The organism is Blastococcus sp. HT6-4 (genome assembly GCF_039679125.1).
In the GTDB taxonomy this organism is placed as follows: Bacteria; Actinomycetota; Actinomycetes; order Mycobacteriales; family Geodermatophilaceae; genus Blastococcus; species Blastococcus montanus.
In genome coordinates this window covers 1,967,793-1,994,504 of record NZ_CP155551.1, presented here as the reverse complement: position 1 = coordinate 1,994,504, position 26,712 = coordinate 1,967,793, and the positions used below count along the sequence as shown (strand labels likewise).

Below are 26,712 nucleotides of genomic sequence, written 5' to 3'. Positions count from 1 at the left end.
ACCGCTCTCCACGCGCCGGGACAGCGCGCCGATAATCGACGTTATGTCAGGTCGGCGGCAGCCTGCAGGAGCTGCTCCTGCCCTAGGATCCACGCAAGGCCGAGACGCCGCGACCTCTCCCTCGGATGCCCGGCGGACCAGGCGCCGACGCCGCGAGCCTCCTCCACGTGGTCCCACCGCCGCCCTACGGTGCGCTGGTGACCGTTCTTGCTCACGCGGCCACCGCTCGTCTCGCATCACCGCGTTGGTGACCGGGCCACATCCCTGCTCCGTCCTCACGCCATCTGCTCGGCACGAAGCGATACCGCCCGGAGGGGCAGTGCACATCGCACCGCCAGACATCGCTGCGGGCGGTGCCCCCGCGGCCGCTGCGGGAGGATGGCGGGATGCCATCCGTCTGGACCCACGTCGGCCGCTGCTGGACCAACGGCGAACCCTTCCTCGCCCTGGACGGCGACCTGCTGCCCTCCTGGCGAGGGCTGAGCGACCAGGCCTACGAGGCACTGGTGCCGCAGTTGGGTTACGACCTCACCGGCATCCCGCTGGGACCGGGCACCGCAGCGGTCGTCCTCACCGACCCGGAGGTCGGCGACGAGGGGTGGCTGGAAGTCTTCCGGGGCGACGACGGCAGCGTCGCCGTCGTGCAGGCCAGCGCGGGTGACTACCGGGGGACGCTCGACGCCGCGCTGTCGTTCCCGGCGTCCGACGACCAGGTCGGCGACGTGGTGCCCGTGCCGAGCGGCCGGCTGGCGTTCATCAGCGCCGCCCTGGACGGGACGGGTGAGGACGGCGCCTTCCTCCTCCCCGAGACCCCCGGTCCGACGCCGGACTCCGGTGACCTCGACGAAGGCGCGGCCACCGACGCCAGCCCGCTGCTGGTCGTGCCACCGGGAGCGTTCCGGGTGTCGGTCCTCTGGTGCACGGAGCTCTACGCGGACGCCGTCTTCGCCCGCTGGCTGTTCACCCGCGAAGGCTGACCGACCGGTCCCCCGGTTCCGCCGCCGGTCTCCGGGTAGCGCCCCGGAGGCAGACCCCGAGACGAGGAGGACCCATGAGCGAGGCACGCCCCGACACCGACGAGAGGAACGAGCCCGGCGGCACCCCCTCCCCCGGGCCGGACAACCTCACCGCCAAGCCCGTCACCCCCGGCACCGACGACGCCGGCACGGCTGCGGCAGCCCCGGGGGTCTACGAGGCGGACGAGGCCGAGCGGGAGCGCGGCAAGGCGGTCAAGCCGGGGAACTGAGCGCCGCTCAGCGGTCCCGGAAGCGCCTGCCCTGCAGCCACCACTGCAGCCGGGCGGTGATCCACGGCAGCAGCAGGTAGGTCATGACGGGCGTCAGCGCCACGGTGACCGCGAACACCCGCAGCACCACGTGCACGTCCGCGAGCGCGGCGCCGAGCGTGATCGTCGCCAGCAGGTTCACCGGGAAGAAGACCAGCCAGATGGTGACCGCCTGCTTCCACCGCGGCGGCGTAGCGGGCGCGGGAGACGTGCGCACCTCCTCGGCCACCGGGGAGTCGAACCACCCCTCGATCCCGGTGCGCCGCTCGGTGCAGGTGACCTCGGCCAGCCCCTGGGCCGACCGGAGCCACCACTGCCGCTCCGACGACGCCTCCCAGGCGGCGAGGGTCGGCTGGTCGGCGAAGCGGGCGAGCATGTGCCACTCGTCGGCGTCCCGCCGGGACCGCACCCAGCCGGCACCGAGGAAGCCGGGGAAACTCTCCGCCATGCTGAGACCGGCGCGGATCCACGCCGTCATCTCGCGGGCGTGCGCCGGGTCGGCCCGGCGCGTGAAGGACACCGTCACCGGGAGGTCGTCCCGGGCGACGGAGGCAGACGTCGTCATGTCTCCAGCATGGGCCTGCGCGGTCCTGACGCCTCACCCCCACCGGTGTGAGCCCTGCCTCCCCCGACACCCTCGTCGCCGTCCCAACCCGGCCGGCCGCGTGCGATTGACTGCCGGGCGTGGAGGTCCTGGCGCGGTTCTGGGCGCGCGTCACCGCGACGGTGCCCGAGCTGCCGACGGCGGTGCTGCTCGCGGCCGCCGCGGCGGCCGCGCTGCTGGTCCTCTCCCCCACGCTGTGGCGCCCGGCGCGCAACGTCGTGACCATCGCTCACGAGGGCGCCCACGGCCTGGTCGCGCTCGCCGCCGGCCGCCGGCTGGCCGGCATCCGGCTGCACTCCGACACCTCCGGGCTCACGGTCTCCGCCGGGCGGCCCACGGGCCTCGGCATGGTGCTCACCTGCGCCGCCGGCTACACCGGTCCCGCGCTGTTCGGCCTGGGCGCCGCGGCCCTGCTCGCCGCCGGCCACGCGACAGGCCTGCTCTGGGCGCTGCTCGCCCTGCTGGCCCTCCTGCTGGTGCAGATCCGCAACTGGTACGGGCTGTGGTCGGTGCTGATGACCGGCGGCCTGGTGCTCGCCGTCACCTGGTGGCTGCCACCGGAGGGGCAGGCGGCGTTCGCGGCCCTGGCCACCTGGTTCCTCCTCCTTGCCGCGCCCCGCGCCGTCCTGGAGCTGCACACGGCGCGTCGGAGTCGCGGGGCCCGCGACTCCGACGCCGACCAGCTGGCCCGGCTGACGCCGTTCCCGGCGGTGTTCTGGGTGGGGGTCTTCCTGGCGGTCGACGTCGGTGCGCTCGTTCTGGGCGTGAGGTGGTTACTCGGCTGAACCACCGGTTCAGCCGAATTGTTGTTGGGGATAACGGTTGATGGGAGGTCGCGCCGACGGCCGCAGGGCCGGGCGTGGGTGTGGCTGCGTCAGCGGCGGGCGCGCCGCCGGGGTGCGCGGCCCGACGGCTGGCGCACCGGGTCCACCCGGGGCGGCGGCGGGATGTCGAGCACCACGTCGGCGTGGTCGACCAACACTCGCCGGCCGTGGTGGCCGATCTCCAGCGGGTCGCCGTCCACCAGCCGGTAGGTGGCCTTCGTCGGCTCCACGCTGACGGTGAGCCGCCGGCCGCGGTAGACCACCCGGAACCGCAGCCGGCTCAGCTGGGCGGGCAGCCGCGGGGCGAAGGACAGCCGGCCGCCGTGGTCGCGCAGCCCTCCGAACCCGGCGACGGCGACCGTCCAGCCGCCGGCCAGCGAGGCGATGTGCAGCCCGTGACCGGAGTTCTGGTGCAGGTTCTGCAGATCGGTCAGCGCCGCCTCGGCCCAGTACTCGTAGGCGAGGTCGAGGTGCCCGGTCTCGGCGGCGACCACGGCCTGCTGGGTGGCCGACAGCGACGAGTCCCGCGTGGTGCGGGCCTCGTAGTACGCGAAGTCGGCGATCTTCTCCTCGAGGCTGAACGCGTCGCCGCGCAGGTGCAGCGCCATCACGAGGTCGGCCTGCTTGACCACCTGGGTGCGGTAGATCTCGAAGTACGGGTAGTTGAGCAGCAGCGGGTAGTGCTCCGCCGGCGTCGCGTCGAAGTCCCAGTCCTCGTGGTGGGTGAACCCGTCGGACTGCATGTGCACGCCCAGCCGGGTGTCGTAGGGCACCGCCACGAGGTCGGCCGCCCGCCGCCAGGTCTCGACCTCGTCCTCGGTGACCGACAGCCGCTCGGCGACGTCGGGCTGCCGGCGCACCGCCGCGGCCGCCTCGCGCAGATTCCGCTGCGCCATGAGGTTGGTGTAGACGTTGTTGTCCACGACGGCCGTGTACTCGTCCGGGCCGGTGACGCCGTCGATGCGGAACCCGTGCTCGGCGTCGAAGTGCCCCAGCGACGCCCACAGCCGCGCGGTCTCGATCAGCAGCTCGGCGCCGACGTCGCGGTCGAACGCCTCGTCGAGCGTGGCGCCGTGGTAGCGGACGACGGCGTCGGCGATGTCGGCGTTGATGTGGAAGGCCGCCGTCCCCGCCGGCCAGTAGCCCGACGTCTCCTCCCCCCGGATGGTGCGCCACGGGAAGGCCGCTCCGCGCAGGCCGAGGATGCGGGCACGCTCCCGCGCCAGCGGCAGGATGGAGTGCCGCCAGATCAGCGCGTCGCGGGCGGCGTTCGGCGCCGTGTAGGTGAGCACCGGCAGCACGTAGGTCTCGGTGTCCCAGAAGGTGTGTCCGTCGTACCCGGGGCCGGTGAGCCCCTTCGCCGGGATCGGCTGGCGCTCCGCGCGCAGCCCCGCCTGCAGGACGTGGAACATGCCCACCCGCACGGCCTGCTGGAGCTCGTCGTCGCCCTCGATCTCGACGTCGGCCTCGGCCCAGTGCTGGTCCAGCAGCTCCCGCTGCTCGCGCAGCAGCCGGTCGAAGCCGGCCAGCTTCGCGGTCGCCAGCGCGGCCTCCACCTGGTCGCGCAGCGCCGCCTCCGAGCGGCGGGACGACCAGCCGTAGGCCAGGAACTTGACCAGCCTCAGCGAGCCACCCGGCGGGATGCGGGCGGCCAGGGTGTACCGGGCCAGGTCGGCGGAGGCCTCGATGTCCTCGGTGCAGCTGTCCGGGACCTCGATGAGGTGGTCCATGCCGGCGGCCATGCGCAGCCGGCTGCGGCGGGTGCTGTGCACCAGCACCGCGCGGCGGCCGCGGGCGGCGGCCAGCTCCGACTGCAGCGGGTGAGCCAGCGCTGCCGCCGCCCGCGGATCGCCGTCGACACCGGTCCCCGGCCCGTCCTCGTTGGCCAGCAGGTCCGACTGGAGGGCGACGTAGAGGTCGCCCAGGTCGTCGACCACCTCGACGCGGTACTCGATCGCGGCGATCGAACGGCGGGCCAGCGACACCAGGCGGGTGCTGGTCACCCGCACCGTCCGGCCGCCCGGGGAGCGCCACTCGGTCGACCGGCGCAGCACCCCGGCGCGCAGGTCGAGGGTGCGCCGGTGGTCGATCAGCTCCCCGTAGGTGAGGTCCAGCGGCGAGTCCTTCACCAGCAGCCGGATGAGCTTCCCGTCGGTCACGTTGACCACGGTCTGCCCCATCTCGGGGAACCCGTAGCCGGCCTCCGCGTAGGGCAGCGGCCGCTCCTCGAAGAAGCCGTTGAGGTAGGTGCCGGGGACGACGACCGGCTCGCCCTCCTCGAACGACCCGCGCATCCCCAGGTGGCCGTTGGCCAGGGTGAAGACCGATTCGTGGGCGCCGAGGGAGTCCCGGTCCAGGCCCACCTCTGTGAGCGCCCACGGCTCGATCGGGAAGATGGCCCGCCCTTCGGTCACGGCTGCTCCAGCAGCTCTTCGAGGTCGGTGACGACGACGTCGGCGCCGGCCTCGCGGAGGCCGTCGGCGTGCCCGACCCGGTCGACGCCGACGACGAACCCGAAACCACCGGCCCGCCCCGCGGCCACCCCGGCGAGGGCGTCCTCGAAGACCACCGCATTCTCCGGGGCCACGCCCAGGGCCCGGGCGGCGGCGAGGAACGTGTCGGGGGCGGGCTTCCCGGGGAGTCCGTCCCGGAGGGCGACCACGCCGTCCACCCGGGTGTCGACGAGATCGGCGAACCCACCGGCGGAGATCACCTGCCCGCCGTTGGCCGAGGCGGTCACCACGGCCGTGGCCAGGCCGGCCTCCCTCGCCGCCCGCAGGTAGCGGATCGAGCCCTCGTACACCTCGACGCCGTGCTCCTCGAGCTCGGCCAGCACCAGGACGTTCTTCCGGCCGGACACACCCTGCACCGTGGCGGCGTCCGCGGGATCGCCCGCCGCCCCCTCGGGCAGGGTGATGCCCCGGCTGGCCAGGAAGTCCCGCACGCCGTCGGCCCGCGGCTTGCCGTCGACGTAGCGGTTGTAGTCCTCCTGCGTGAACTCGCCGGCCCCCGGGTCCCGATCGCGCAGGAACTCGTCGAAGGTGCGCTTCCAGGCGGCCATGTGGACCGTCGCCGTGCGCGTGAGGACGCCGTCGAGGTCGAACAGGCAGGCGCGGACGCCGTCCGGGAGGCCGAGCGATCGCGGAGTAGGCACGCCCCGACGCTACCGGCGCCGTGCTCCCGGCACGTGTCGGGACGGCGACGAACCCGCTACCGGCACACCCGCGTCCCGCCTGGTCACGCCGCCCGCGCGCGGCCGGGGCGGGCTGCCTAGGGTCCGGACGGGCCGGTTGCCGCATCCGGGACCGGCCGGACCGTCACCGACGAGGAAGAGGATCACCATGGCCGACCGGCCCATCCCGCCGAACCCCTACGACTTCCTGCCGCAGGTGCCCGGCTTCTCCGTGACCAGCAGCGACGTGTCCGACGGCCAGGTGCTGCCCATGCCACACGTCAGCGGCGTCATGGGCGCCGGCGGCGAGGACCGTTCTCCGCAGCTGTCCTGGTCGGGCTTCCCCGAGGGGACCCGCAGCTTCGCCGTGACCGTCTTCGACCCGGACGCGCCCACGGCCAGCGGCTTCTGGCACTGGGCGGTGACCAACGTCCCCGCGTCGGTGACCGAGCTGCCCTCGGGCGCCGGCGACAAGGACGCCCCGCAGGTCCCCGAGGGCGCGGTGCAGCTGCGCAACGACGGCGGGTTCGCCGGCTACGTGGGCGCCGCTCCCCCGGCCGGGCACGGCCCGCACCGCTACTTCGTCGTGGTCCACGCGGTCGACACCGACCGGCTCGACGTCGACGCCGACACGACCCCGGCCGTGCTCGGCTTCAACCTGTTCTTCCACACGCTGGCGCGGGCCACGATGGTGGTCACCTACGAGCAGCAGTGACATGTGTGCCGCTGTGCAGCCGCCCGGCTGCACAGCGGCACGGCCACCCCGGCGGTTGATGACGGCTCAACCATCTCGGGTGCGCGGTGGCCCGCCGGGGAAGAACCAGGTGCATGGTCGATCCGGTCGCCCCGTACCGATCCCGGCCCCTGGTGGCCGCGCTCGTCACGGCGCTGCTCGCCGTGGTCCACCTGCTCGCGCTCGTGCCGGCCTCCCCCGCCGCGGCCGGCGGCCCGCCCGCGGACAGGCTGGTGGCTGGCGCCGTGCGCGGCTACGGCCAGTCGGGCACCCTCGCCGTCGCGGTGGACCGCCTGCGCTTCCGCGCGACCGAGGGCAGCATCCGCGCCATCGAGGCGCGCACGGCCCGCCGGGCCGAGGATCGCACCGACAACGGTCCGGTGGCCCGGCGGCCGTTCCCGACCGCGTCGATGGTCAAGCTGTTCATGGCCGAGGACATCCTCACCCGGGCACGCGAGGGCTCGATCGAGCTCTCGCAGCAGGAACGGGTCCTGCTTCGCGAGATGATCCGTCGCTCCGACGATCCGGCCGCCTCCAGGCTGTGGGTGCGCTTCGACGGCGCGCAGATGGTGCGCGACGTGGCGGCCCGCTACGACCTGCCGGGCACGAGCCCTCCGCCGTCGGACATCCCCGGCCAGTGGGGGCAGGCGGTCACGACGGCGCGGGACGTGGCCCGGTTCCTCGCGCTGCTGCCCGCGGTCGCCCACCCCGAGGACTCCGGGGCCCTGCTCGGCTGGATGCGGGAAGCCACGCCCCAGGCCGCCGACGGCTTCGACCAGCAGTTCGGGCTGTTCGGCACGCTCCCCGGCGAACCGGCCGTGAAGCAGGGGTGGATGTGCTGCGTCGACGGCCAGCGGCACCTGCACTCGGTCGCCGTCCACGGATCCCGGGTCGTCGTGCTGTTCAGCGAGGTCCCGCGGTCGGTCGGCTACGACTCCGCGCGCGCGGCCCTCGCGGCGGCCGGGGAGGCGGTGGCCGCCCGGATCCACACCCCCGGCGACGAATGAGCCGGCGGCCGGGTCACCCCACCGGACGGAGCTCGGCGATCCCCGCCGTCGCCACGTGGGCGAAGCCGATGCGCTCGTACACCCGCGCGACGTCGTCGTCACCGGCTGCGAGGAAGACCATGTCCGCGGTCTCGCGGGCGTGCGCGGCCAGCGCGGAGGCGACGCCGGCGCCCAGCCCGCGCCCCCGCAGCCGCGGCAGCGTCGCCACCCCGACGATCTCGCTGACCTCGGTGCCGTCGACGTCGATCGGCTGGTGCGAGCCCACCGCCACGGGCGTGCCGTCCTCGATGGCGACCATCATCACGGTGCGCCCGTCGGCGATCCGCTCCCGGAGGACGGCGGTGCGCGCGGCCGCCTCCGCGGAGGTGTCGTTCGGCACCTCGTGCACGTCGGCCGGCCCGCCGGGGTGGGTGAACGCGAGGACGGCGAGCTGCTGGTAGTGCGGCAGCTCGGGGTCGTCGGCGCCGACGAGGAACAACCGCACCCCGGCCGGGAGGACCAGGTCGACCGGGTCGTCGGCGACCAGCAGCGGCAGGGCCTCCACGGTCATCCCCGCCGTGCGGGCGACGGCCGCGACCTCGGGCGAGCACTCGGAGATCCACTCCAGCGCCGCGGGCAGACCCGCCTCCTGCTGGAGCGCGATCGCGGTTCGCACGTCCTCGGCGCTGACCGGGTCGCCGTCCCGCCGCGGCCGCGCCGGATAGGGCCAGGCGGGATCGGCGATCGGGACGTCGAGGGCCCCGGCTCTCTCGATCCGCGCCTCGGACAGGGGCGCGGTGGCGAAGTACCGCTCGATGCACTCGAGCGGTCCCGGGCGGGTCGGCACGAGAGAACCCTAGACGGAGCGGACGCCGGCCCGGGGGTCGGACGCCGTCGGCCTCGCCGGGGCGGGTGACCCCCCGCACGAAGGCCGGCGCCGGGTGGGACGGCACGATGGGCGGCGTGACGGCTGGGACGCGTGGCTCCATCTCGCCCTACGCGGCGTTCGACCGGGAATCCTGGCGGGCGCTCGCGGCGGGGCAGAGCCTCCCCCTGGACGCCGCCGAGCTGGACACGCTGGCCTCCCTCGGTGACCGGATCGACCTGGACGAGGTCGCGACGGTCTACCTCCCGCTGGCCCGCCTGCTGGACCTGCACGTGGCCGCCAGCCGCCGGCTGTGGGCGGCGCAGAGCGAGTTCCTGGGCGACACCACCGCCAAGGTGCCGTTCGTCGTCGCCGTCGCCGGAAGCGTCGCCGTCGGCAAGAGCACCACCGCCCGGCTGCTGCAGACCCTGCTGGCGGCCTCCCCCGGCGCCCCGCGCGTCGACCTCGTGACCACCGACGGCTTCCTGCTCCCCAACGCGGTGCTGGAGGAACGCGGGCTGCTCGGCCGCAAGGGCTTCCCGGAGAGCTACGACCGCCGGGCGCTGCTGCGGTTCCTGGCCGACGTGAAGTCCGGCCGCGAGGAGGTCTTCGCCCCCGTCTACGACCACCGGTCCTACGACATCGTGCCGGGGCAGGTGCAGGCGGTGGACCGGCCGGACATCCTCGTGCTCGAGGGGCTGAACGTGCTGCAGGCCGGGCGGCGCAGCGACGGCTCGGCCCCGGACGTCTTCCTGTCGGACTTCTTCGACTTCTCGGTGTACGTCGATGCCGCGGAGGCCGACATCCAGCGCTGGTACGTCGAGCGCTTCCTGGCCCTGCGGCGGACGGCGTTCGCGGACAGCACCGCCTACTTCCACCGCTTCGCCGCCCTCACCGACGAGCAGGCACGGGAGACGGCGCTGGGCATCTGGGCGGCGGTGAACGGGCCGAATCTCCGGCACAACATCGCCCCCACCCGTTCACGCGCCCGGCTGGTGCTGCAGAAGTCCGCCGACCACTCCGTCCGCCGGGTCCTCCTCCGCAAGCTCTGAGCCCGGACGGCGACACGCCGACGTCAGTCATCCACCGCCGGGGCGAGGTCCGCCATGGCAGGACCTGACGACCCCAACGGGTGATTGGGTGACCTGCATCACGTGACTCAACCGGTCGTCGTGCCGACACTAGAAGAGTCCGGTAATCGGGCCCATACCGACAGTGATCGCCGGCTTCCCCCCGGCCGAACGGATGTGACCGCCATGTGCACCCACCGCACCCCCTGCCCCGACGCCGCCGGCGAGGCCCGTGACCTTGCCGCCGTAGTGCGCAGCCACCCCGAGCAGGGGTGGCGGCTGCTCTGCAACGGCGTGGTCCTCTTCGACGACGACGGCGAGCTGCTCCCCGACGGCCGGGCCTGCGCCGACCACCACGTCTGGCTCGCCCCGGAGCTGGTCAGCGCCTGAGCCTGGCTCGCCCCCGCCGCTGTCCCCGCCGGGCCGAGCAGGTCGGCCCCGGCGGTCAGCCCCGAGCGCCGACCACGTCGGCCACCGTGCCCAGGTCGTCGGGTGCGCCTGCCGCGCGGCCGGTGACCTCCTGCGGCTCCGGGTCGGCGAACGCCTCCGGTGGCGGGCACGAGCAGACCAGGTTGCGGTCGCCGTAGGCCTGGTCGATCCGGCGGACCGGGCTGAGATAGCCGCGCCCCTTCAGCCGCGGCACCGGGTACACCGCCTCGTCCCGCGGGTAGGGCCGGCCCCACTCCCCCGCGACCATCGCCAGCGTGTGCGGCGCGTTGCGCAGCGGGTTGTCCTCCCGGTCGTACTCGCCGGTGGCGACCTTCTCGATCTCGCCGCGGATGGCGACCATCGCCTCCACGAACCGGTCGAGCTCGGCCTTGTCCTCGCTCTCGGTGGGCTCGACCATGAGCGTGCCGGCGACCGGGAAGCTCATCGTCGGCGCGTGGAAGCCGAAGTCGATCAGCCGCTTGGCGATGTCGTCGTTGGTGACTCCGGTGGCCTTGGTCAGCGGGCGGATGTCGAGGATGCACTCGTGCGCCACCAGGCCGTCGGCGCCGGTGTAGAGCACCGGGTAGTGCTCGCGCAGCCGGGTGGCGAGGTAGTTCGCCGCCAGGATGGCGTGCTCGGTCGCCCGCGTCAGCCCGTCAGGGCCCATGAGCCGCAGGTAGGCCCAGGAGATCGGCAGGATGTCCGCCGAGCCCCAGGGGGCGGCCGAGACGACCGGCCCCTGCGCACCGGTGTCCACGACCGGGTGCCCGGGCAGGAACGGCACCAGGTGCTCCCGGACGGCGACCGGACCGACGCCCGGGCCACCGCCGCCGTGCGGGATGCAGAAGGTCTTGTGCAGGTTGAGGTGGCTGACGTCGGAGCCGAACCGGCCGGGCCGGGCCAGGCCGACCATCGCGTTCAGGTTGGCCCCGTCGACGTAGACCTGACCGCCGGCGTCGTGCACGGCGGCGCAGATGTCCTGGATGTCGGTCTCGAAGACGCCGTGGGTCGAGGGGTAGGTGATCATCAGCGCGGCCAGCCGCTCGGCGTGCTGGGCGACCTTGGCCCGGAGATCGGCGAGATCGACGTTGCCGGCCTCGTCGCAGGCGACCACGACCACGCGCATGCCGGCCATGACGGCGCTCGCGGCGTTGGTGCCGTGCGCCGAACTGGGGATCAGGCAGACGTCTCGCCCCTCGTCCCCGCGGGACCGGTGGTAGCCGCGGATGGCCAGCAGGCCGGCGAACTCGCCCTGCGACCCGGCGTTGGGCTGGACGCTCACCGCGGCGTAGCCGGTGACCTCGGCCAGCGCCGAGCAGAGTTCATCGATGAGCTGCGCGTACCCCCGCGCCTGCTCGGCCGGGACGAACGGGTGCAGGTTCGCGAACTCCGGCCAGGTGATGGCGGCCATCTCGGTGGCGGCGTTGAGCTTCATCGTGCACGAGCCCAGCGGGATCATCGTGCGGTCGAGCGCCAGGTCCTTGTCGCTCAGCGAGCGCAGGTAGCGCAGCATCGCCGTCTCCGAGCGGTGCGCGGAGAACACCGGGTGGGTGAGGAACGGGGTCCGCCGCCGCAGCTCCGGCGGCAGCGCGTCGGCGCCACCGTCCTCGAACGACGCGTCGTCGGCTGGCACCCCGAACGCTGCGGCGACGTCGCGCAGGACCGCCGGCGTCGTCGTCTCGTCGCAGGCGACGGCCACCGTGTCGGCATCGACCGGGCGCAGGTTGATCCGGCGCTGCGCGGCCGCCGCCACCACCTCGGCGGCACGGCCGGGAACCACCACGGTGAGGGTGTCGAAGAACTGCTCGTGGACCAGCCGCAGCCCGCCGTCGCGCAGCCACCCGGCCAGGGTCGTGGCACTGCGGTGCACCCGCGCCGCGATCGCCGCCAGCCCCTCCGGCCCGTGGTAGACGGCGTAGGCGCCGGCCATCACGGCCAGCAGCACCTGGGCGGTGCAGATGTTGCTGGTCGCCTTCTCACGGCGGATGTGCTGCTCGCGGGTCTGCAGCGCCAGCCGGTAGGCGACGTCGCCGTCGGCGTCCACCGAGACGCCGACCAGGCGCCCGGGCAGCTGGCGGGCCAGGCCCTCCCGCACCGACAGGTAGCCGGCGTGCGGGCCGCCGTAGCCCATCGGGACGCCGAACCGCTGCGTCGTCCCGCAGGCGACGTCGGCCCCCCACTCCCCCGGCGCCTCCAGCAGCGTCAGCGCGAGGAGGTCCGCCGCGACGACCACGGCGGCGCCGGCCTCGTGCGCGGCGGCGGCCAGCGCCCGGTGGTCGCGGACGGCGCCGCTGGCCCCCGGGTAGGACAGCAGGACGCCGAACGCGCCGGCCTCGGGCAGGTCGGTCGGCCAGCCGTCGGTCAGGTCGGCGACGTGCAGCCGGATGCCGAGGGGCTCGGCGCGGGTCTGCAGCACCCCGAGCGTCTGCGGCAGCGTGTCGGCGTCGACGACGAACACCGCGTCGGCCTTCGCGCGGCCGGCGCGGCGGACCAGGGTCATGGCCTCGGCCGCGGCCGTGGCCTCGTCGAGCATCGAGGCCCCGGCGACCGGCAGGCCGGTCAGGTCGGCGACCGTGGTCTGGAAGTTGATCAGCGCCTCGAGCCGGCCCTGGCTGATCTCCGGCTGGTACGGCGTGTAGGCGGTGTACCAGGCCGGGTTCTCCAGCACGGTCCGCTGGATCACCGGCGGGGTGACCGTGCCGTAGTAGCCGAGCCCGATCATCGAGGTGTAGACCTCGTTGGCCGCCGCGCGCTCGCGGAGCAGCCCGAGGACGGCGGCCTCGTCCTGCGCGGCCGGCAGATCGAGGGGGCTGCGGTCGCGGACACCCTCGGGGACGCAGGCGTCGACCAGGGACTCCAGGGACGGGTGACCGACCGCCTCGAGCATCGCGGCGGTCTCGTCGGGGCGCGGCCCGATGTGCCGGCCGGCGAAGGAACCGGCGGTGTCCAGGGCGTTCAGGGAAGGCAGCGGCCAGGCGAGCGGCGGAGGGGTCTCCCCCGTCGGCTCGGCCATGACACCGGCACGGTCGACCATTGCAGCGACGCTACCAGCGCGCCGGAGACATACTCCGAGGCCGCCGGAGCCGCGGTGTCGTCCGACGGGGACAGCTCGGCGACGGGCGCGGCGACGCAGCGTTCTCCGGCTGCGTCGACTCCTGCCCCCAGGAGGGGGCAGCAGCCGACGACCCGGGTGGACCATGCCCGGCCCACCTCGATCGCGGAGGACGTGCCGTCACCGCGGCCCCCGCCGGCACGAGGCGCGGAGGGCCCCGACCGCCAGGCGGTCGGGGCCCTCCGCGGACGGGTGGGTCAGGCGGTGGCGGCCCGGCGGCGACGGCGCATCGACAGCTCGTCGTCGGAGAGGACGATCTGGCCGCCGTCGATCCGCTCGGCGGGCAGCTCGGCGAGCTCACCCGAGAGCTCGCGGAGCGCCCCGGAGACGGCGATGCCGAAGACGCCCTGGCCGCCGGCGAGCAGGTCGACGACCTCCTCCGCGGACGTGCACTCGTAGACCGTCGCGCCGTCGGAGAACAGCGTGACGTTGGCCAGCTCCTTGACGCCGCGCTGACGGAGGTGGTCGACGGCCTTGCGGATGTTCTGCAGCGAGACGCCGGTGTCCAGCAGCCGCTTCACGACCTTGAGGACGAGGATGTCGCGGAAGGAGTACAGCCGCTGGGTGCCCGAACCGGTGGCGCTGCGCACCGACGGGGCGACAAGGCCGGTCCGTGCCCAGTAGTCCAGCTGGCGGTAGGTGATCCCTGCAGCGGCGCAGGCGGTCGGGCCGCGGTAGCCGACGAGGTCGGTGTCGACCTCGTCGTACGGCGGCGCCCCGACTGCGGCGTCGCTGAACAGCTGACCCTGAGAGCCGTTGCCCTGGTCGCTCACGTCCAGCGTCCTCCTCTGTCCCGCCGCGCAACGGCAGCAGGTCGACGGCTCGGCACCCGTTGATCCCAGGTGTCACACCGCTGTTGTTCGCCGACGGTAAGCCGGGCCACCCGGGCGGTCAACTGAGCGGGGCGGCGTGTCGTCGCTATCCCTGCCATTTCGAGTGAGGATCGCGGCCGGACCTGCCGATAGGGACCTGATGGGCTCAGGCCGGGCCTCCGCCCGAGCCGGACCCCGCGCCGAAGTCCTCGGGCGAGATCTGGTCGAGGAACTCCCGGAACTTCTCGACCTCGTCCTCCTGCTCGTCCGGGATCTCGATGCCGACCTCGTCGAGCAGGTCGTCGGCACCGAAGATCGGGGCCCCGGTGCGCACGGCGAGCGCTACCGCGTCCGAGGGGCGCGCGCTGACCACCCGCTCGTCGCCGAAGACGAGCTCGGCGATGTAGATGCCGTCGCGCATCTCGGTGATGTTCACGGCCTCCAGCTCGGCACCCAGCGTCCGCACCACCTCGCGGAGGAGGTCGTGGGTCATCGGCCGCGCCGGCCGCACTCCCTGCTGCTCGAAGGCGATCGCGGCCGCCTCCACCGCACCGATCCAGATCGGCAGGTACCGCTCCCCCTGTGTCTCCTTGAGCAGCAGGATGGGCTGGTTGCCGGGCAGTTCGACGCGGACGCCGACGACTCGAAGCTCCTGCACGATGCGGCTCCCTCGGCTGCGGCCCGGATCCGGGCGGAACGGTGTGGTCAGGCGGCCGGTACCTGGTCGGTGCACCGACCGGGCCCGGCCGGCGACGCGTCCACGGTACGCCGCGGTCAGGGACGCAGGAGGTCGCGCAGCCGCGTCTCGAGCAGCGCCGTGTGCAGCTGCGCGGACAGGGCCGCCAGCTCCCGCAGCTTCTCGGTGGCCCGGGTCCGGGCCTCCTCCGACCGCGCCCGCAGGACCGGCGCCACGAGCTGCTCGACCAGGCCGGCCTCCCGCTCCACGGCGCTGCGGTAGACGCGCAGGTGACGCGGCTCGATCCCGTGCCGGGCCAGGCCAGCCGCCGCCCGCGCGATCGGCAGGTCGGCGACCGGATAGCGCCCGTCGGCGTCGGTGGCGAGCAACCCGAACTGCACGCAGTCGGCGAGCTGGTCGGGCTCCAGACCGGCGGCGCGGGCGAACTGCTCCGCCGTCAGCGGCGCCTCGGCCCCGTCCGCCGTCGACGCGGGAGGCAGTGGCGCCGACCCGCTCGTCGTGCCCGGTAGCGGCTCTCCGCGGTCGAGGGCGTCGAGGTGGTCCTTGATCACCCGCAGCGGCAGGTAGTGGTCGCGCTGCGCGGTGAGCACGTACCGCAGCCGGCTGACGTCGGCCCGGGAGAACTTCCGGTAGCCCGACGGCGTCCGCTGCGGGTGGACCAGGTCCTCGGACTCGAGGTACCGGATCTTGCTGATCGTCACGTCGGGGAAGTCGTCGCGCAGAACGGCCAGCACCTCGCCGATGGTGAGGCGCGGCGCGTGCTGGTCGGCGGCGTCCCCGAGCGCACGCTCACCCTCGGGCACTGCCGTCACGCCCCTCTCTGCCCGGGACGCGGTCCCGCCGTCCCGGGCCGCGCCCCGCACCTGCGGACGATCGCCGGCCGGTCCACTAGCGAGCGGCCGGCTCGCCGGTCCGCGGGCCGGTCAGGTACACGAGCCGGAACTTGCCGATCTGCACCTCGTCGCCGCCGGCCAGGTTGGCGACGTCGACCGGCTCACGGTTGACGTAGGTGCCGTTGAGGCTGCCGACGTCGTGCACCGAGAAGCCACCACCCTCGCGGTGGAACTCGACGTGCCGGCGGCTGACCGTCACGTCGTCGAGGAAGATGTCGCTGTCGGGGTGCCGGCCGGCCGTGGTGACCTCCTGGTCGAGCAGGAAGCGGCTTCCGGCGTTCGGCCCGCGCTTGACCACCAGCAGGGCGGAGCCGGCGGGCAGCGACTCGACCGCACCCGCGTGCGCGTCGGCCGCCTCGACGACCTCCGCCTGCTCGCCGGAGTCCTCGCCACCGACCTTGGGGATCACGCTGGTGGCCTCGCCGATGCGCTCGGGGGCGAGGGCCGCACCGCACTGCGCGCAGAAGCGACTGCCCTCGGGGTTCTCGTGGCCACATCGAGTGCAGTGCACGTTGCGTCTCCTCCGGTACGAGGGGCCCGCCGCGGGCCTCGATCGGGCCGCGGGCGGCCGGCGGACGGTGGGCCGGTCAGCCCCCGTGGGTCGGCCGCCGCGGGAGGCGGCGGACCGTGGGTCATGGAACCAGCCGGTCGACCCGAGGGTCAACCGGACGTGCGGGGCCGGCGTGGACGGGTTTCCCGCAGGTCCCCCGCCTGGTCGCGGCCCTAGCGCGATCATAGTGATCGATGCCGGGAGTCAGCCTCCCGGCGGCCCGGTCAGGAGCCCTCGACCAGGGCCTGGTAGGCGTCGGCGTCCAGGAGCTGGCCGATCGGGTCGCCCCCCTCCCCCGGCACGGCGATGTCCACCAGCCAGCCGTCGCCGTACGGATCGGCGTTGATCGTCTCCGGCGCGTCGGCGAGGCGCTCGTTGACCGCCGCGACGACACCGGTCACGGGGGCGTAGAAGTCCGAGACCGACTTGGTCGACTCCACCTCCCCCATCGCGCTGCCGGGGGCCACCTCGGCCCCCACCTCCGGGAGCTGGACGAACACGATGTCGCCGAGGGCGTCCTGCGCGTGGTCGGTGATGCCGACCCGCACCACGGTCGACGTGCCGTCGGTGCCGTGCACCAGCGCCCACTCGTGCTGGTCGGTGTAGCGGCGGTCGTCCGGGGTGTTCATGCGGCGATCGTCTCCTGCGGGCGTGGATGGCGGCTGGGTGGTGCCGGGCACGGCGGTCAGTCGCCGGTCTCGGGGGAAGCGTATTGAGGCCGGTCCAGCGGCCGCAACGCGTCCACCACCACCTCCGGGTACTCGGTGATCGTCACACTGCCCCCGCGGCTCTCGATCCGCTGCACGACGCCGCCGGGGATGTTCATGGCCGTCGCCATGTGCCGTGGTTCCCCGATGACGACGAACTCGTAGGGCGAGCGCAGCGGCGTCCCGTCCACGCGGAGGCTGCCCGTCGAGCCGGTGACGGCCGTGGACAGCCCGACCCGCACGTCGTCGACCTGCATCGTCTCCGCGCCGGCCCCCCGCAGCTCCTGGACGACGTCGATCAGGTCGGCGACCCGCACATCGCCGCCCGGGTCGTCGATGCTGAGCGTGATGCCCGGGCCCTGGGCCGGGAGCGTGCCGTTGAGGATCCCCAGCGACTCGGCCCGCTCCCTGGCCTCCTGCAGCGCGGTGCCCGTCTGGCTGTCGGAGCTGCCCAGCTGTCGCAGCGCCGCCCGCTGCTCGGCGATCTGGGTGCGGAGGCGATCCTCGCGGCTGTTCAGCTCGTCGAGGATGCGGACGAGGTCCGCCTCCCGTGCGCCCGCCAGCACCTGCGCCTCGTCGGAGTTGCGGACCTGCACCGCCAGGGCGAAGCCCAGCAGCAGGGTCAGGACGCCGATCAGCGCGGCGGCCAGCGGGTCACGGCGCCGACGGCGCCCGGCCGCCGGCTCCCCGGGCCCGGACGTCTCCGCGGGCCCCGTGGCCTCCACCTGCCGGGGGGCGTCGGGGGCCTCGGGGCCCCGGGCGGGTTCGACGACGGCCTCGGCGGGGGGCTCGACGCCTCCGGGTTCCCCGCCGGGGCTCTGCGCCCGGCTCACGCGCGGAACACGTGCCGCCGGATGGCCGCCGCGTTGCCGAAGATCCGGATCCCGAGGACCACCACGACCGCCGTCGACAGCTGGGCGCCGACGCCGAGCTGATCGCCCAGGAAGACGATGAGGGCCGCGACCACGACGTTGGACACGAACGAGATGACGAAGACCTTGGCGTCGAAGATGCCGTCGAGGCGGGCGCGGAAGCCACCGAACACGGCATCGAGCGCGGCCACGACGGCGATCGGCAGGTACGGCTGCAGCCACAACGGGACGGTCGGGTCGAACAGGAGGCCGAGGAGGACCCCTGCCGCGAGGCCGAGGATCGGGATCACGGGGTCAGCCTCCGGGGGTGGACTCGGTGCCGGCGACCCGGCGCGGGCCGGCCGGTTCGGCGGAACGCAGTTCGGGCGGGTTGGCGGCGGGCAGGGACAGCTCCTCCTCCTTGGAGAACTCGAAGAGCAGGCCGAAGGACTCGGAGATCACCGCGAGGGAGCGGACCTCCGGGTTGAGCAGGAAGGCGTTGCCCAGCTCGTCGGGGTCGCCGATGGCCCGCACCTCGTAGGGGTTGGTGACCGGGCGGAAGTCGACGAGCACCGCCTCACCGGCGAAGCGGATGGCGCTCGTGGGCCCCAGCCGCTGGCCGTTGATGCTGATCGCCTCGGCGCCGGCGGCCCACAGGGCGTTGACCACGAGCTGCAGGTCGCCGTCCTGCACCCGCTCCCGGGGGTCCACGATGCTCGACCCGCCGACCGGGTCGTCGTCGGCCTCGGCCTCGGCGTTGGCGAGGGTGACCAGCAGCCCGGGGCCGGTGACGGGGACCGCGGCCGTGCCCTGCTCGGCGCGGGCGAGCGCGTCCAGGGCCCGCTGGCCCACCGCGGTCGCGGCGAGCAGCTCGTCGCTGGTTCGGCTCACCTCGGCGCGCAGCTCCTCCAGCTGGGCGGCCAGCTCGTCGCTGATCGCCGATTCGTCCTGGATGTCGCTGACCAGTGCACTGCGGATCTCCTCCCGGCCCTGCGCCCGGGCGGCCGCCTGGTCGTACGTCACCGCGGCCAGCAGACCGGCCGCGGCCATCGTGAGCGCGACCAGCACCTGCCCCCGCCGACGTCGCGGTTGCTCGCCGCCGGCCCGCCGCCGGGCGGCGGCCTGCGCGTAGGCGGGGTCCAGGGTCTCGGCCATGACGTCGTCCAGCAGGGACGCACCCAGCGACCGCGGACCGCCGGCCCGGCGCCCCCCGGTCACGACGGGCTCCGGCCGGCCGCGGCCCGGTCGGCGGCCAGCAGCCCGACGACCTGGACGACGTAGAAGAGGCCGGCGAGCACGTAGAGCGCCGTCCCCCAGATGGTGAGGGCCCAGGCGAACGGCGCCGACACGGCGGCGAGGGCGCTGTCGCCGTCGGCGAGCAGCAGCAGCGGGAAGGCGTAGAGCAGCAGGAAGGTGGCGGACTTGCCGAGGTAGTGCACCTGCAGCGGCGGATACCCGTGCGCGCGCAGCACCAGGAGCATGACCCCGAGCACCAGCTCCCGGCCGACCAGCAGGCCCACGACCCAGACGGGGACGACGTCGCGCAGCGCCAGGGCCACCAGGGTCGACACGATGTACAGGCGATCGGCGGCGGGGTCCAGCAGGGCGCCGAGGCGGCTGCCCTGGTCGAACCAGCGGGCGATCTTGCCGTCGGCCCAGTCGGTGAACCCGGAGAACATCAGGACGGCGATGGCCCAGCCGTCCTCCTCCGGGCCGAGCAGCAGCCACAGGAACACCGGCACACCGAGCAGGCGGAGGACCGACAGCGCGTTGGGCACCGTCCAGATCCGGTCGGGCAGCGACTCCCGGTCGCCGGCGGTCGAGCCCGTGGTGCCGGGCCGGGGTACGGGTGGGGAAGCCGACGACCCGTTGGACGACGCCACGTTCCCTCCAGCCCCTGCACGACCGAGCCCGAGGCTAGTAGAAGGGCCCCCTGGCCCCCACCACTCGCATGCTCGCGGCGGGTCCCTGCTGGGGGCCAGTGTCCTCCCCGGTGCTACGCGGGCACGGCCACGCCCGCCGGGGCGGGCTCGTGACCGAGGGGGCGCCGGTCGTAGCTGCCGGTGCCGTGGGTGACCGACCGCAGGACGCCGGGGTAGCTCAGCAGCTCCACCTCGGGGATCTCGGCCCGCACCGTGGCACGGTCGCGGCCGGGCTCGGCCTCGCTGCCGGTCACCCTGGCCCGCCGTCCCGACAGGTCGCTCATCACCGCCCCCACGTACTCGGCGGGCACGCGCACGGCGATCTCGCACCAGGGCTCGAGCACCTGCGTGCCCACGGCGGCGGCGAGCTCGCGCAGCGCGAGGGCGCCGGCCGCCTGGAACGCCGCATCGGAGGAGTCGACCGAGTGCGCCTTCCCGTCGACGAGGGTGATCCGGACGTCGACGACCGGCCGGTCACCGTTGACGCCGCGCTGGGCCTGCTGGCGGATGCCCTTCTCCACGCTGCCGTGGAACTGCGTGGGCACCGTCCCGCCGACGATGCGCTGCTCGAAGACGACACCCGAGCCCGGCGGGCCGGGTTCCCCCTCCACCACCACGACGGCGTACTGCCCATGACCGCCGGACTGCTTGACGTGCCGCGCGGTGACCCGCGCCGGGCGGCGGAAGGTCTCCACGAGCGGGACCCGCACCGGCACGGTGGTCACCGCGACGCCGTGCCGGACGCGGAGCCGCTCCAGCAGCACGTCCGCGTGCGCGTCGCCGACGCACCACAGGAGCAGCTGACCGGTGTCCGGGCGCCGTTCCAGCCGGACCGTGGGGTCCTCGGCGACGAGCCGGGACAGGGCGGTGGCCATGCGGTCCTCGTCGGCGCGCGAGGCGGCCTCGACCGCGACCGGCAGCTGGGGAACGGGGAGTTCCCACGGCGGGACGAGGCGGGGCTCGTCGGGTGAGCTGAGGGTGTCGCCGGTCTCCGCCGTGGCCAGCCGGCTGACGGCGCACAGGTCGCCGGCGGGGCACGCCGGGACGGGCCGGAGCGCGGCGCCCAGGGGGGCGGACAGGACGCCGATCCGCTCGTCGGCGTCGTGGTCGGGATGTCCGCGGTCGGCCATCCCGTGGCCCGACACGTGCACCGCCACGTCCGGGCGCAGGGTGCCGGAGAAGACGCGGACCAGCGAGACCCGGCCGACGTAGGGGTCGGTGGTCGTCTTCACGACCTCCGCCACCAGCGGGCCGTCCGGATCGCAGGAGAGCGGGGGCGCCGGCGCCCCGTCGGGCCGGGTCACCGGCGGGCAGCCGTGCTCCTCGGGACACGGGAACGCCGAGACCAGCAGGTCCAGCAGCTCGGGGATGCCGACACCGGTCAGCGCCGAGGCGCAGTAGACCGGGTGGAAGTGCCCGCGGGCGACGGCGGTCTCGAGGTCGGTCACCAGGTCGGCGACGGGGAGCTCCTCGCCGGCGAGGTACCGGTCCATCAGGGTCTCGTCCTCGCTCTCGCCGATGATCCCCTCGATGAGCTCGCCGCGGAGCCGGTCGGCGTCGTGATCACCCACCCGCGCGGGCTCCACGTGCGGCTCCAGCAGCGACACCAGCCCCCGGGCAGCGCCGTCGGGGCCGCGGTCGACCAGGTGCAGGGGGTAGACCCCCTCCCCCAGCATCAGCTGGCAGAGGCGGACGGCCTCGTCCACGTCGGCCCGGGGCCGGTCGATCTGGGTCAGCACGACGGCGCGCGGCATGCCCACCGCGGCGCACTCCTCCCAGAGCTGCACGGTGCCCGCGTCGACGCCGCTCACGGCGGAGACCACGAAGAGGGCGGAGTCGGCGGCGCGCAGGCCGGCCCGGAGCTCGCCGACGAAGTCCGGCGAACCGGGGGCGTCCAGCAGGGTCAGCCGGTGGCCGTCGTGCTCGACCGTGGCGACGCCGAGGGAGACCGACCGCTGCTGGCGGATCTCGACCTCCTCGCTGTCCAGGCACGTCGTGCCGTCCTCGACGCGACCGGGGCGGGGCAGGGCTCCGGTCGCGACGAGGAGGGCCTCGGCGAGGGTGGTCTTGCCGGCGCCGGCCCGCCCGACGAGGGCCACGTTGCGGACCCTCGAGGCCGGTCGCGGCGCCGGGGCGGGGGGAACGTCCTTGCCCATCGGCCCGGCTCAGCCGGCGTCGGCGGGAACGGCGACGGGTTCTGCTGCAGCGGCTGCCACGGTGCCTCCCGGGGGTGCTGATGTGTTGTACATCACAGCCTGCCGGTGCCGGGCCACGCCCACAAGCCCCCTCACCGGTCGCGCCCGTGCGGCCCGGGACGGGAGGCGTCCGCGCGGCCGGCCAGCGGTGCGGCCCCGCGCCGGTGCAGCAGCCACCCGACCGCGATCAGCAGGACCCCGGATGCGAGGAAGCCCAGGTCCCAGACGAGCGGCCCGCCCAGGTCGTCGCGCACGTGGTGGATGCCCAGGATCTGGTGGTCGACGAGCCCCTCCACGAGGTTGAACAGCCCCCAGCCGACGAGCACCAGGCCGAGGTGGAAGCTCCAGTTCGGGGCCAGCCGCCCCCGCCGCCAGGAGACGACCGCGGTGACGGTGCCGGCGAACGCGAGCACCCAGGTGGCGACGTGGAAGAAGCCGTCCGCGAGCGTGTTGATCTCCAGCCCCGCCAGCGTGGTCGGCGCCCATCCGTCCACGTCGCTGACCATGTGGTGCCACTGCAGGATCTGGTGCAGCACGATGCCGTCGACGAACCCGCCGAAGCCCAGGCCGTAGAGCAGGCCGGTCGCCCGGGTGGGCATCCGGCGAGTGGTTCCGTCCGTCGCGTCCCGCGCCGTGGCCATGCCGCTGCGCTACCCCGCCCGCTCGTCCGCACGCGCGACCCGCATGCTGGACGGCATGACGAGCAGCGACCACGCCGCCGGCCGCGACCAGGAGACCGGACGCACGCACGCGGTCCTCCGGAGCACCGCCGACCTGCCGGCGCCGTGGGCCGCCGTCTGCGGTGCGTCGGTCGGGGTGGTCCAGGGTCGCTGGGACGGCCCGCGCGGCCTCGGATCGACCGACCCCTGCCCGGAGTGCCGGCGGATCACCACGTCCTGACCGGGCGGCCCCTCTCCTCTCGCCGAGGAGTCGTGGTCTTCCGGTGATGGCGGATGACCGTTGGGGATAACGGTCGAACCCCCGGCTGGGTGCGCGTGTTTCCGTCGGTGTCCGGCCGTCCCGGCCTGCGGGCACGGGCGTCCGGTGCTTGGCTCAGGTCCTGGGCCGACCGGAGCGGGCGACCGGACCCGCACCCCCGGGCTCGGCCTGCGACCGAGGAGGACGGATGCGCACTCGCACAGCGACCGCGACCGCGACCGGCACGGTGCGCCGCCTGGCAGTCGGATCGATGGTGGCCGCGGCAGCCCTGCTGACCGCCGTCGGCTGCTCGGACGACGCCGCGGAGAACCCGGGGATCGGCGACGTGCGCGACACCGAGGCGCCGGTCGACCCCACCGTGGAGCCGGCCGACTAGCTCGCATCCCGGAGGGCGGTTCTCCGGCGCGCCCCGGTCGTCAGTGGCCGCCGGGGTGGGCGACGTGGCCGGTCTGCCGCTCGGGGTGCGGCTCGTCGGGGCGGTCGTCGCGGGTGGCGTAGAGGCTGGTCGCGGTCACCAGCCCGAGGACGGCCAGGATGACGCCGAGCGAGGCCAGCGTCGGGATCTCCGGCACGCCGGGCCACACGCCGTGGGCCCAGTGCAGGACGAGCTTCACGCCGATGAAGGCGAGGATGGCCGCCAGCCCGTAGCCGAGGTGCACGAGCTTGCTCAGCGCGCCCTGGAGGACGAAGTACAGCGCGCGGAGCCCCAGCAGGGCGAAGGCGTTCGTGGCGAAGACCAGGTACGGGTCACCGGTGATGCCGTAGACGGCGGGCACGGAGTCCACCGCGAAGACGACGTCGGTGGCGAGCACGGCGAGCACCACGAGCGCGAACGGGGTGGCCGCCCGGCGACCCCCGAGGCGCACGAACATCCGCGGGCCCTGGTAGGTCTCGGTGACCGGCATGAACCGGCGCAGCAGCTTCACCGAGCGCATCTCCGACACGTCGATCTCGTTGCCGTGACCCGACACCTGGTCGCGCAGGATCTTGACCGCGGTGAGCAGCAGGATGCCGCCGAACAGCAGGAAGGCCCAGCTCAGGTTCTGCAGCGCCGCGGCGCCCAGCGCGATGAAGATGCCGCGCAGCACGAGGGCGCCCACGATGCCGTAGAGGAGCACCCGCTGCTGCAGTTCCTTCGGGACGGCGAACGCCGACAGCAGGAGCATGAAGACGAAGAGGTTGTCCACCGACAGGGACTTCTCGACCAGGTAGCCGGTCAGGTACTCGATCCCCCGGCGCGAGTCGACGGTCGTCCAGACGTAGACGGCGAAGGCCAGCGGCAGGGCGACGTAGAAGATCGACCACCCCACCGCCTCCCGCATGGAGACCGCGTGCGGCCGCCGGGTGATGACGAAGTCGAGCGCGAGGAGTGCGATGACGGCGCCGATCGTGGCTGCCCAGAGGGTCGGCGTCCCGATCGTCTCCAGCGTCGGCGTCGATGCTTCCGCCGCCATCAGCGCATCGGGTGCCACGTCGGCGGTCATGGTCCTCCTCGGTGAGCCGGGGGTGGCCCGGGGCCGCCCGTCCCGTGTTCCCCGAACTCGGCCGACCATTCATCGGCCGCCGACGGCACAGGGTCCGCGGTACACGACGGAGCGGGGTCTTCCGGTCATCCGGGGAGGCCACCCGTACGGGTCGGTGGCACGACGGTGCGTGCGGGAGTCGGGCAGTATCCCGCTGTGAACCCGCATCCGACACCGAGGCACCCGTCCCGCTGCGGCGCACCGTGCGCGGGCTCGTCGTGAGGGTCTGGCTGAGGCGCCTCGGCGAGCAGCTCTCGACCGGCTTCGTGGCCATCCCGGCCGCCTGTGCCCTGGCCGCGGTCGCGCTCGGGCTCGTCCTCACCGAGCTCGACCAGCTGTTCGCGGACGACCTGCCGTTCATCTTCGGCGGCGGCCCGGCGGGCGCCCGGAGCCTGCTCTCCGCGCTCGTCACGTCGATGGTCTCGCTCACCGGCGTGGTCTTCTCCATCACGATCGTGGTGCTCCAGCTGGCCAGCAGCCAGTTCTCCCCGCGCGTGCTCCGGTCGTTCCTCCGCAGCCGCAGCACCCAGGTGACGCTGGGGGTCTTCATCGCGACGTTCCTGTACGCCGTGATCGTCCTGCGCGCCGTCCGCGGCGACGACGGCGTGGATGCCTTCGTGCCGCAGCTCGCGGTGACGGGGGCCTTCCTGCTGCTGCTCGCCAGCGCCGGGATGTTCATCCACTACATCCGGCACATCACCCAGTCGATCCGTGTCTCGACCATCGTGCGGCGCGTCGGGGACGAAGCCCGGGAGCTCATCGCACGGACCGCCGACGACCGGCGCCGTTTCCCCGTCCCGTCTCCGCCGCTGACCGGGGAGCCGAGCGCGAGGGTGGCGGCCACGGAGCCGGGGGTGGTCGTCGCGATCGACGTCGACACCCTCGTGGAGCGCGCGCGCGAGGCCGGCAACGTGTTGGAGATGCGGATCCGGCTCGGCGACTTCGCGCCGGAGGGCGCCGTCGTCCTGGACGTCCACCCGGCCTCGACGGCGCCGCGGTCGGGAGACGGTGGAGCGGTGGCCGCGCTGCCGGCGCTGCTGCGCGCGCTCCCCCAGGCCCAGGAGCGGACCATGGAGCAGGACATCGCGTTCGGGTTCCGGCAGCTCGCGGACATCGCCGAACGGGCGCTGTCCCCGGGGGTCAACGACCCGACGACAGCGGTGCAGGCGCTGGACGAGATCCACGACCTCCTCCGCCGGCTCGTCACCGAGCCCGACGCGCCGGAGGCGTACACGGACGAGGACGGCGTCGTCCGCCTCGTGCTGCGGCAACGCGCCTTCGGGGACTACCTGGACCTGGGGGTCGACGAGATCCTCGACTACGGGCAGGGCTCGTCGCAGGTCCGCAGGAGGATGGCCGCCGTGCTGGACGACCTGCTCTCGGTGGCCCGCCCGGAGCACCGACCCGCGATCCTGGCGAAGCAGGTGCGCCTGGTCCGGCTGCTCGGGACCGGCGAGGAGGACCGGGAGGCGCAGCCGGCGCCCTGACGGGATGCGGCGGTCAGCCCCCCGGCCAGGACCAGCCGTTGCTCTGGACGAGCCGGCGGAGGTCCCGGCGCCGGTCGGCCTCGGCCTCGGCCTGCGAGGCGAAGTCGGCGTCCGGAACCGACGGGACCTCCGCCGAGCGCAGTGGCTGCAGGTCCGGTGCCGGCGGCGGGGAGGCGGCCTGCGGGCCGGTGGACGTGGCCGACGCGGTCTCGAGGTACCGGTGGATGGCGTGGCGAACGGGCTGCACAGCGCTGTCGTCCGGCCGTGCGGCGGGGGCGACGCCCTGCTGGAGGAGGAGCATCGCGTCGTCCAGGCGGCTGATCGTGACGGGAGCGGCCACGTGCTTCTCCCGGCTGCGGAAGTAGTGCAGCACCGGATAGGCGAGGTGCTGCTCGGCGGTGGTGGTGAGCTGCCCGCTGAGCGCGACCAGCTGCTGGACGAAGGCCGAGCTGAAGGACGTCCCGGTCCAGCCGTTCGCGACGATCTCGCCGGCGTGGCGCCCCAGCGCGTTGATCCGGACGGCGATCGCCCGGCGCTGGACCACGGCGGCGACCACGGAGAGCAGGTAGGTGATCGCGAGGGTGATCAGGAACAGCCCGCAGAAGCTGGCCAGCGCCGTGAGCAGCCGGGCACCGGGATCGGACGCGACGTAGTCCCCCACCCCGAGGGTGAACACGGTGAACCCGGCGAAGTACGCGACGTCGGCGACCCCGGCGGCTGCGGACGTCTGGGCGTCCACGACCGAGTCGGTGCCCAGGAAGACGAGTGTCCAGCCGGCCCACAGACCGGCCACCCAGATCAGCACGGTCCCGAACAACAGCGCCGCGCCGGCACCGGTCAGCACCCGCGAACGGGTGTCCGGGCGGTGGACGCGCAGCAGCAGCCGCCAGACCGGGGGCAGCACGCTGCGGGTCACCGGCCCGGCGCCGCCCATGGTGAGGGTCGTCGCCAGCGCGTCGACGTAGACGGTGACGACGAGGGCGAGGCCCACGACGATCAGGAGGGTGTCCGCCAATGCTCAGCTCCGGTCGTCTCGGGAGTTCGGTGCTCCTCGAG

Annotated in this window: 28 protein-coding genes; 10 read left to right on the top strand and 18 right to left on the bottom strand. The window is 74.1% G+C overall.

The genetic code is table 11. From position 1 onward, the window contains the following. Positions 1-386 precede the first annotated feature (386 nt). Together ABDB74_RS09665 and ABDB74_RS09660 are read left to right on the top strand one after the other, a co-directional pair. Positions 387-977: a hypothetical protein gene (locus ABDB74_RS09665; protein ID WP_346623606.1), complete on the top strand. Its 591-nt coding sequence runs from the start codon at positions 387-389 to the stop codon at positions 975-977. A 74-nt stretch (positions 978-1,051) separates the two neighbouring features. After that, positions 1,052-1,246 (top strand): hypothetical protein, encoded by a 195-nt coding sequence (locus ABDB74_RS09660; RefSeq protein WP_346623605.1) that lies wholly within the window; start codon positions 1,052-1,054, stop codon positions 1,244-1,246. A gap of 7 nt (positions 1,247-1,253) precedes the next feature. Here the strand turns inward: ABDB74_RS09660 and ABDB74_RS09655 are convergent, their stop codons facing one another. Then, positions 1,254-1,850 carry an antibiotic biosynthesis monooxygenase gene (locus ABDB74_RS09655; protein WP_346623604.1) on the bottom strand — a complete coding sequence of 199 codons (597 nt, stop codon included), beginning with the start codon at positions 1,848-1,850 and terminating at the stop codon, positions 1,254-1,256. A gap of 119 nt (positions 1,851-1,969) precedes the next feature. On the opposite strand from ABDB74_RS09655, the gene ABDB74_RS09650 reads away from it, so the two are divergent. Further along, complete coding sequence (locus ABDB74_RS09650) at positions 1,970-2,674, top strand: M50 family metallopeptidase (RefSeq protein ID WP_346623602.1); 705 nt, start codon at positions 1,970-1,972, stop codon at positions 2,672-2,674. 89 nt (positions 2,675-2,763) lie between these two features. Here ABDB74_RS09650 and ABDB74_RS09645 read toward each other — a convergent pair whose 3' ends face one another. Beyond that, entirely contained in the window at positions 2,764-5,127 is a 2,364-nt protein-coding gene (locus ABDB74_RS09645) for a glycosyl hydrolase family 65 protein (protein ID WP_346623600.1), read from the bottom strand. Next, the gene (locus tag ABDB74_RS09640) at positions 5,124-5,867 is read right to left on the bottom strand and encodes a beta-phosphoglucomutase family hydrolase (protein WP_346623598.1); all 744 of its coding nucleotides are present in this window, start codon (positions 5,865-5,867) and stop codon (positions 5,124-5,126) included. The genes ABDB74_RS09645 and ABDB74_RS09640 overlap by 4 nt, the downstream gene beginning before the upstream one ends. Before the next feature lie 187 nt (positions 5,868-6,054). Here ABDB74_RS09640 and ABDB74_RS09635 point away from each other — a divergent pair, with 187 nt between their 5' ends. Together ABDB74_RS09635 and ABDB74_RS09630 are read left to right on the top strand one after the other, a co-directional pair. Further along, positions 6,055-6,600, top strand: coding sequence for a YbhB/YbcL family Raf kinase inhibitor-like protein (locus tag ABDB74_RS09635; protein ID WP_346623597.1), 546 nt, complete (start codon positions 6,055-6,057; stop codon positions 6,598-6,600). A gap of 113 nt (positions 6,601-6,713) precedes the next feature. Further along, positions 6,714-7,625, top strand: a complete 912-nt coding sequence (locus tag ABDB74_RS09630) for a serine hydrolase (RefSeq protein ID WP_346623596.1) — start codon at positions 6,714-6,716, stop codon at positions 7,623-7,625. A gap of 13 nt (positions 7,626-7,638) precedes the next feature. Here the strand turns inward: ABDB74_RS09630 and ABDB74_RS09625 are convergent, their stop codons facing one another. Further along, positions 7,639-8,451: a GNAT family N-acetyltransferase gene (locus ABDB74_RS09625; protein WP_346623595.1), complete on the bottom strand. Its 813-nt coding sequence runs from the start codon at positions 8,449-8,451 to the stop codon at positions 7,639-7,641. Positions 8,452-8,558: 107 nt separating this feature from the next. Here ABDB74_RS09625 and coaA point away from each other — a divergent pair, with 107 nt between their 5' ends. Both coaA and ABDB74_RS09615 read left to right on the top strand, forming a co-directional pair. Next, entirely contained in the window at positions 8,559-9,521 is a 963-nt protein-coding gene (gene coaA / locus ABDB74_RS09620) for a type I pantothenate kinase (RefSeq protein WP_346623867.1), read from the top strand. A 204-nt stretch (positions 9,522-9,725) separates the two neighbouring features. Next, positions 9,726-9,929 carry a DUF5999 family protein gene (locus ABDB74_RS09615; RefSeq protein ID WP_346623594.1) on the top strand — a complete coding sequence of 68 codons (204 nt, stop codon included), beginning with the start codon at positions 9,726-9,728 and terminating at the stop codon, positions 9,927-9,929. A gap of 55 nt (positions 9,930-9,984) precedes the next feature. Here ABDB74_RS09615 and gcvP read toward each other — a convergent pair whose 3' ends face one another. From gcvP to ABDB74_RS09555, 12 genes are all read right to left on the bottom strand, one after another. Further along, positions 9,985-13,002: an aminomethyl-transferring glycine dehydrogenase gene (gcvP, locus tag ABDB74_RS09610; RefSeq protein ID WP_346623592.1), complete on the bottom strand. Its 3,018-nt coding sequence runs from the start codon at positions 13,000-13,002 to the stop codon at positions 9,985-9,987. A gap of 275 nt (positions 13,003-13,277) precedes the next feature. Continuing rightward, complete coding sequence (locus tag ABDB74_RS09605) at positions 13,278-13,820, bottom strand: MerR family transcriptional regulator (protein WP_346623866.1); 543 nt, start codon at positions 13,818-13,820, stop codon at positions 13,278-13,280. A gap of 238 nt (positions 13,821-14,058) precedes the next feature. Further along, complete coding sequence (locus ABDB74_RS09600; protein WP_236829452.1) at positions 14,059-14,550, bottom strand: bifunctional nuclease family protein; 492 nt, start codon at positions 14,548-14,550, stop codon at positions 14,059-14,061. A 116-nt stretch (positions 14,551-14,666) separates the two neighbouring features. Continuing rightward, entirely contained in the window at positions 14,667-15,401 is a 735-nt protein-coding gene (locus tag ABDB74_RS09595; protein WP_346623590.1) for a MerR family transcriptional regulator, read from the bottom strand. Between the two features lie 76 nt (positions 15,402-15,477). Next, a complete protein-coding gene (locus tag ABDB74_RS09590; protein ID WP_346623588.1) occupies positions 15,478-15,993 on the bottom strand; it encodes an FHA domain-containing protein in 516 nt (171 codons plus the stop codon). 263 nt (positions 15,994-16,256) lie between these two features. Next, positions 16,257-16,661, bottom strand: coding sequence for a glycine cleavage system protein GcvH (gene gcvH, locus ABDB74_RS09585; protein ID WP_346623587.1), 405 nt, complete (start codon positions 16,659-16,661; stop codon positions 16,257-16,259). Positions 16,662-16,717: 56 nt separating this feature from the next. Continuing rightward, entirely contained in the window at positions 16,718-17,572 is an 855-nt protein-coding gene (locus ABDB74_RS09580; RefSeq protein ID WP_346623586.1) for a DUF881 domain-containing protein, read from the bottom strand. Continuing rightward, positions 17,569-17,901, bottom strand: a complete 333-nt coding sequence (locus ABDB74_RS09575; RefSeq protein WP_041775731.1) for a small basic family protein — start codon at positions 17,899-17,901, stop codon at positions 17,569-17,571. The genes ABDB74_RS09580 and ABDB74_RS09575 overlap by 4 nt, the downstream gene beginning before the upstream one ends. A 4-nt stretch (positions 17,902-17,905) precedes the next feature. Continuing rightward, positions 17,906-18,808 (bottom strand): DUF881 domain-containing protein, encoded by a 903-nt coding sequence (locus tag ABDB74_RS09570; RefSeq protein WP_346623585.1) that lies wholly within the window; start codon positions 18,806-18,808, stop codon positions 17,906-17,908. Next, positions 18,805-19,473, bottom strand: a complete 669-nt coding sequence (locus ABDB74_RS09565; protein WP_346623583.1) for a CDP-alcohol phosphatidyltransferase family protein — start codon at positions 19,471-19,473, stop codon at positions 18,805-18,807. The genes ABDB74_RS09570 and ABDB74_RS09565 overlap by 4 nt, the downstream gene beginning before the upstream one ends. A gap of 113 nt (positions 19,474-19,586) precedes the next feature. Continuing rightward, the gene (locus ABDB74_RS09560) at positions 19,587-21,611 is read right to left on the bottom strand and encodes an elongation factor G-like protein EF-G2 (RefSeq protein WP_407062159.1); all 2,025 of its coding nucleotides are present in this window, start codon (positions 21,609-21,611) and stop codon (positions 19,587-19,589) included. A gap of 188 nt (positions 21,612-21,799) precedes the next feature. Beyond that, positions 21,800-22,306 (bottom strand): DUF2243 domain-containing protein, encoded by a 507-nt coding sequence (locus ABDB74_RS09555; RefSeq protein WP_346623580.1) that lies wholly within the window; start codon positions 22,304-22,306, stop codon positions 21,800-21,802. Positions 22,307-22,403: 97 nt separating this feature from the next. Between ABDB74_RS09555 and ABDB74_RS09550 the strand changes: the two genes are divergently transcribed. Both ABDB74_RS09550 and ABDB74_RS09545 read left to right on the top strand, forming a co-directional pair. Then, positions 22,404-22,607: a hypothetical protein gene (locus ABDB74_RS09550; RefSeq protein ID WP_346623578.1), complete on the top strand. Its 204-nt coding sequence runs from the start codon at positions 22,404-22,406 to the stop codon at positions 22,605-22,607. 226 nt (positions 22,608-22,833) lie between these two features. Continuing rightward, complete coding sequence (locus ABDB74_RS09545) at positions 22,834-23,022, top strand: hypothetical protein (protein ID WP_346623577.1); 189 nt, start codon at positions 22,834-22,836, stop codon at positions 23,020-23,022. Positions 23,023-23,062: 40 nt separating this feature from the next. Here ABDB74_RS09545 and ABDB74_RS09540 read toward each other — a convergent pair whose 3' ends face one another. Then, a complete protein-coding gene (locus ABDB74_RS09540) occupies positions 23,063-24,130 on the bottom strand; it encodes a TerC family protein (protein ID WP_346623576.1) in 1,068 nt (355 codons plus the stop codon). A gap of 257 nt (positions 24,131-24,387) precedes the next feature. Here ABDB74_RS09540 and ABDB74_RS09535 point away from each other — a divergent pair, with 257 nt between their 5' ends. Continuing rightward, positions 24,388-25,656, top strand: a complete 1,269-nt coding sequence (locus tag ABDB74_RS09535) for a DUF2254 domain-containing protein (protein WP_346623574.1) — start codon at positions 24,388-24,390, stop codon at positions 25,654-25,656. Between the two features lie 13 nt (positions 25,657-25,669). Here ABDB74_RS09535 and ABDB74_RS09530 read toward each other — a convergent pair whose 3' ends face one another. Beyond that, the gene (locus ABDB74_RS09530) at positions 25,670-26,671 is read right to left on the bottom strand and encodes a potassium channel family protein (RefSeq protein WP_346623572.1); all 1,002 of its coding nucleotides are present in this window, start codon (positions 26,669-26,671) and stop codon (positions 25,670-25,672) included. Between the last annotated feature and the right edge of the window lie 41 nt (positions 26,672-26,712).

Excerpts from the sequence above, each read along its gene's own strand:
- ABDB74_RS09665 (WP_346623606.1), top strand. The coding sequence starts at position 387 with ATGCCATCCGTCTGGACCCACGTCGGCCGCTGCTGGACCAACGGCGAA.
- ABDB74_RS09660 (WP_346623605.1), top strand. The coding sequence starts at position 1,052 with ATGAGCGAGGCACGCCCCGACACCGACGAGAGGAACGAGCCCGGCGGC.
- ABDB74_RS09655 (WP_346623604.1), bottom strand. The coding sequence starts at position 1,850 with ATGACGACGTCTGCCTCCGTCGCCCGGGACGACCTCCCGGTGACGGTG.
- ABDB74_RS09635 (WP_346623597.1), top strand. The coding sequence starts at position 6,055 with ATGGCCGACCGGCCCATCCCGCCGAACCCCTACGACTTCCTGCCGCAG.
- ABDB74_RS09630 (WP_346623596.1), top strand. The coding sequence starts at position 6,714 with ATGGTCGATCCGGTCGCCCCGTACCGATCCCGGCCCCTGGTGGCCGCG.
- coaA (WP_346623867.1), top strand. The coding sequence starts at position 8,559 with ATGGGCGGCGTGACGGCTGGGACGCGTGGCTCCATCTCGCCCTACGCG.
- ABDB74_RS09615 (WP_346623594.1), top strand. The coding sequence starts at position 9,726 with ATGTGCACCCACCGCACCCCCTGCCCCGACGCCGCCGGCGAGGCCCGT.
- gcvP (WP_346623592.1), bottom strand. The coding sequence starts at position 13,002 with ATGGTCGACCGTGCCGGTGTCATGGCCGAGCCGACGGGGGAGACCCCT.
- gcvH (WP_346623587.1), bottom strand. The coding sequence starts at position 16,661 with ATGAACACCCCGGACGACCGCCGCTACACCGACCAGCACGAGTGGGCG.
- ABDB74_RS09555 (WP_346623580.1), bottom strand. The coding sequence starts at position 22,306 with ATGCCCACCCGGGCGACCGGCCTGCTCTACGGCCTGGGCTTCGGCGGG.
- ABDB74_RS09550 (WP_346623578.1), top strand. The coding sequence starts at position 22,404 with ATGACGAGCAGCGACCACGCCGCCGGCCGCGACCAGGAGACCGGACGC.
- ABDB74_RS09545 (WP_346623577.1), top strand. The coding sequence starts at position 22,834 with ATGCGCACTCGCACAGCGACCGCGACCGCGACCGGCACGGTGCGCCGC.
- ABDB74_RS09540 (WP_346623576.1), bottom strand. The coding sequence starts at position 24,130 with ATGACCGCCGACGTGGCACCCGATGCGCTGATGGCGGCGGAAGCATCG.